Annotated in this window: 4 protein-coding genes; 3 read left to right on the top strand and 1 reads right to left on the bottom strand. The window is 31.9% G+C overall.

Annotated features, from left to right (window positions below):
- Positions 1–360: carboxypeptidase-like regulatory domain-containing protein (locus ACILQF_RS12115; RefSeq protein ID WP_395627663.1), on the bottom strand; the 360-nt coding region annotated here is incomplete at its 3' end.
- 223 nt (positions 361–583) lie between these two features.
- On the opposite strand from ACILQF_RS12115, the gene ACILQF_RS12110 reads away from it, so the two are divergent.
- The 3 genes from ACILQF_RS12110 to ACILQF_RS12100 form a co-directional block, all read left to right on the top strand.
- Positions 584–1,459 carry an AraC family transcriptional regulator gene (locus ACILQF_RS12110; protein WP_395627662.1) on the top strand — a complete coding sequence of 292 codons (876 nt, stop codon included), beginning with the start codon at positions 584–586 and terminating at the stop codon, positions 1,457–1,459.
- Positions 1,459–2,529, top strand: a complete 1,071-nt coding sequence (locus ACILQF_RS12105) for an SGNH/GDSL hydrolase family protein (RefSeq protein ID WP_395627661.1) — start codon at positions 1,459–1,461, stop codon at positions 2,527–2,529. Before ACILQF_RS12110 ends, ACILQF_RS12105 begins: the two co-directional genes overlap by 1 nt.
- Before the next feature lie 17 nt (positions 2,530–2,546).
- The coding region (locus ACILQF_RS12100) for a GDSL-type esterase/lipase family protein (protein WP_395627660.1) at positions 2,547–3,121 on the top strand (575 nt) is incomplete at its 3' end.

The following is a 3,121-nucleotide window of genomic DNA, read 5'->3' as shown; positions in this document are numbered from 1 at the left end:
GTCAGATTTATTAACTGTGCCGTAACCAATCACTATAACATCAGACAGAGTGGTAATTTGCATTTTCAAACTAACCTGAAATGATAATTTATTACCAATAGGAACTTCTTGCTCCTCCATACCTAAAAAAGAAAAAACTAGGGTTTGGCTACCTAAAGGGGCATTTAGTGCAAATTTTCCTTCAGAATCGGTAATCACTCCAATTTTAGTGTTTTTAATACTCACTGATACGCCAGGAAGTTCAATTCCTCTTTCATCATAAACCTTCCCAGAAAGCCTCTTTTCTTGAGCAAAAGCTGGGTTAATGATGAGTAAGCTTACGAGTATTGCAAATAAATTAGTAAATAGTTTATTGGGCATATACGTTTAATTTGGTTTATATCAAAAGTGATTTGTAAAAGGCCCAAAAAGTAATACTATTTTATCAATTATTGATATTTTTATCTCCAAAATATGAATTTTAGGAGAGATTAAATAATTGAAATCTATTTTAACGGCTTATTATTAAGTTCTTATGTTATATTTGAGTCCAATATAATTATCATATTATTTTATCTTAACTATTGATATTATTCAACTTACTGTGCATTCAAATATAATTAAAGAGATTACGCCACTCACCAATAGTGATTGTTTTTCCATTTTTGAGAGAAAGAAAAGTGAGTTTGATTTCCCTTTGCACTACCATGAAGAAATGGAGTTGAATTTTATTGCCAATGCCAGTGGAGCTAGAAGAGTTATTGGGGATCACATTGAAGAAATTGTTGATAATGAATTGGTTTTAATTGGCTCTAACCTTCCGCATGTTTGGGAAACACATAAGTTAGTTGGGAAAGAAATTCATGAAGTTACCCTTCAGTTTCATAAAGATTTATTTGATGAAAAGTTTTTGCGCAGAAATCAGCTTCGTGTAATTAGAGAAATGTTTGAAAAAGCAAAATGCGGAATTTTATTTTCAAAAGAAACCACTCAAATAATGGGCCCAAGACTTGTTAAACTGAATAAGAAACATGGCTTTGATTCTGTTTTAGAATTAATGTCAATTCTGCATGATCTTTCCACTTCTAGAAATATGCGCACACTTTCAGATTCAACTTTTAGCAATGTCGAATTTTCTTACGGCAGCAGGAGAGTAGAAAAAGTGATGGAATACATTAATTTAAATTTTGATAAACAGATTAGTTTAGCAGAAGTTGCCAGAATAGCTAATATGACCGAAGTTTCATTCAGTCGTTTCTTTAAAAGTCGCACAGGAATAAGTTTTATCGATAGTTTAATAGAAATCAGGTTAGGTCACGCCTCTCGCAAATTAATTGACACTTCAGCAGGAATTGCAGAGCTTGCTTATAATTGTGGTTTTAATAATATTTCAAATTTCAATAGGATTTTTAAGAAGAAGAAAGGTTGTACTCCCAAGGAGTTTAGAGAAAATCTTTCTGGACGTAGAATATTTGTTTAATGATGATTAGAATATCTTTTTTTGCACTTTTCATACTAGTTTGCAACTTTACATTTGCTAAGTCAGACCCATTAGTTTTCTATAAAGGCAACCACCCATTTATAAAATATACGGGCAGAGTTGATTTTTCGGATCCTGAAAAACCGAAATTTTGGGCTTCAGGCACTTATTTACAAATTAAGTTTAGTGGTACATACCTTAATCTAAAAATTAACGACCAAATGCTATACGGTAATGTTCTGAACTATTTAGAAATTAAAGTTGATAATGAGCCTGCTTACCGTATTCAATTAAAAGGGAAAGAAAATATTATATCCCTAGCTAAAAACTTATCAAAAGGCACACATACCATAATAATTTGTAAAAATACCGAGCCAGATAACGGTTATGTACAAATTTTGGGAATCGAATGCAGCAAATTACTTAAACCAGCGCCTCAGCAAAAACGTAAAATGGAATTTATTGGTGATTCCATAACTTGTGGGACTGGAAGTGACGAAAGTGGAGTTAAATGCAAAAATGGACAATGGTATGATCAGCATAATGCTTATTCAGCTTATGGGCCAGTAACTGCTAGAAGTTTAAATGCTCGATGGCAATTATCCTCCGTATCTGGAATTGGTCTTATACAAAGTTGCTGCAATAAAAAAACTGTAATGCCTCAAGTATTTGATAAAATAAATATGGCACAAGATACGATAGCTTGGGATTTTAAGCGCTATCAAGCAGATGTAGTAACTGTTTGCTTGGGTCAAAATGATGGAATTCAAGATTCAACCAAATTTGTTGATGCTTATGTTGATTTTGCGAGCAAATTGCGTGAATATTATCCAAAAGCTAAGTTGATATTTTTATCTAGCCCTATGGCAGATGCCAAATTAAAAACTGTAATGGTAAAATACATTACAGCAGTAAAAGATCATTTATACCTAAAAGGAGACAAAAATATAGGAACTTATATTTTTACTAAACAATATCATCAAGGATGTGACGGACATCCTACTGTGGCAGAACATCAAGAAATAGCATTAGAACTTAGTAAATACATTAAAAAAACATTGAATTGGTAATAATCTAATCACTCAAAATGAAACATTTAAAACTTATAGTATTTTTCTTTTTTATAGTTTTTCTAGCAAATGCTCAAGAAAAACTACCATTCTATAACGAAATTAATAATTTCAAAAAGCAGGATAGTCTGAAATTTCCACCCAAAAATGCTACTCTATTTGTAGGAAGCTCCACGTTTACAAATTGGAAAGACGCACAAAAACAATTTCCTAATCAGGTAATTATAAACCGTGGTTTTGGTGGTTCTTCTTTACCACATGTCATTAACTATGCTAATGATATAATCTTTCCCTATGACCCAAAACAAATTGTGATATACTGTGGAGAAAATGATTTCACTAATCCTGGTACAACAGTAGAAATGGTTGTTGATCGTGTTAAACAATTATTTGAATTAATAAGAAAAAAGTACCCAAAAACTCATATAGCTTATATTTCTATTAAACCCAGCCCATCAAGACAGAAGTATTTTCCTCAAATGATAGAAGCAAACAAAATAATTGCATCGATGGTCAAAGACATGAAACATGCTAAATTTATTAATACCTATGACGCGATGTTTAACCCAGATGGTACCCTAATGACTGATAT

The sequence above is a fragment of the Daejeonella sp. genome (assembly GCF_044232565.1).
GTDB lineage: Bacteria > Bacteroidota > Bacteroidia > Sphingobacteriales > Sphingobacteriaceae > Daejeonella.
This window is presented reverse-complemented; position numbering and strand designations above follow the sequence as displayed.

What these genes read in the sequence shown, in the direction of transcription:
- ACILQF_RS12105 (WP_395627661.1), top strand. Translation starts at nt 1,459, where the DNA reads ATGATGATTAGAATATCTTTTTTTGCACTTTTCATACTAGTTTGCAAC.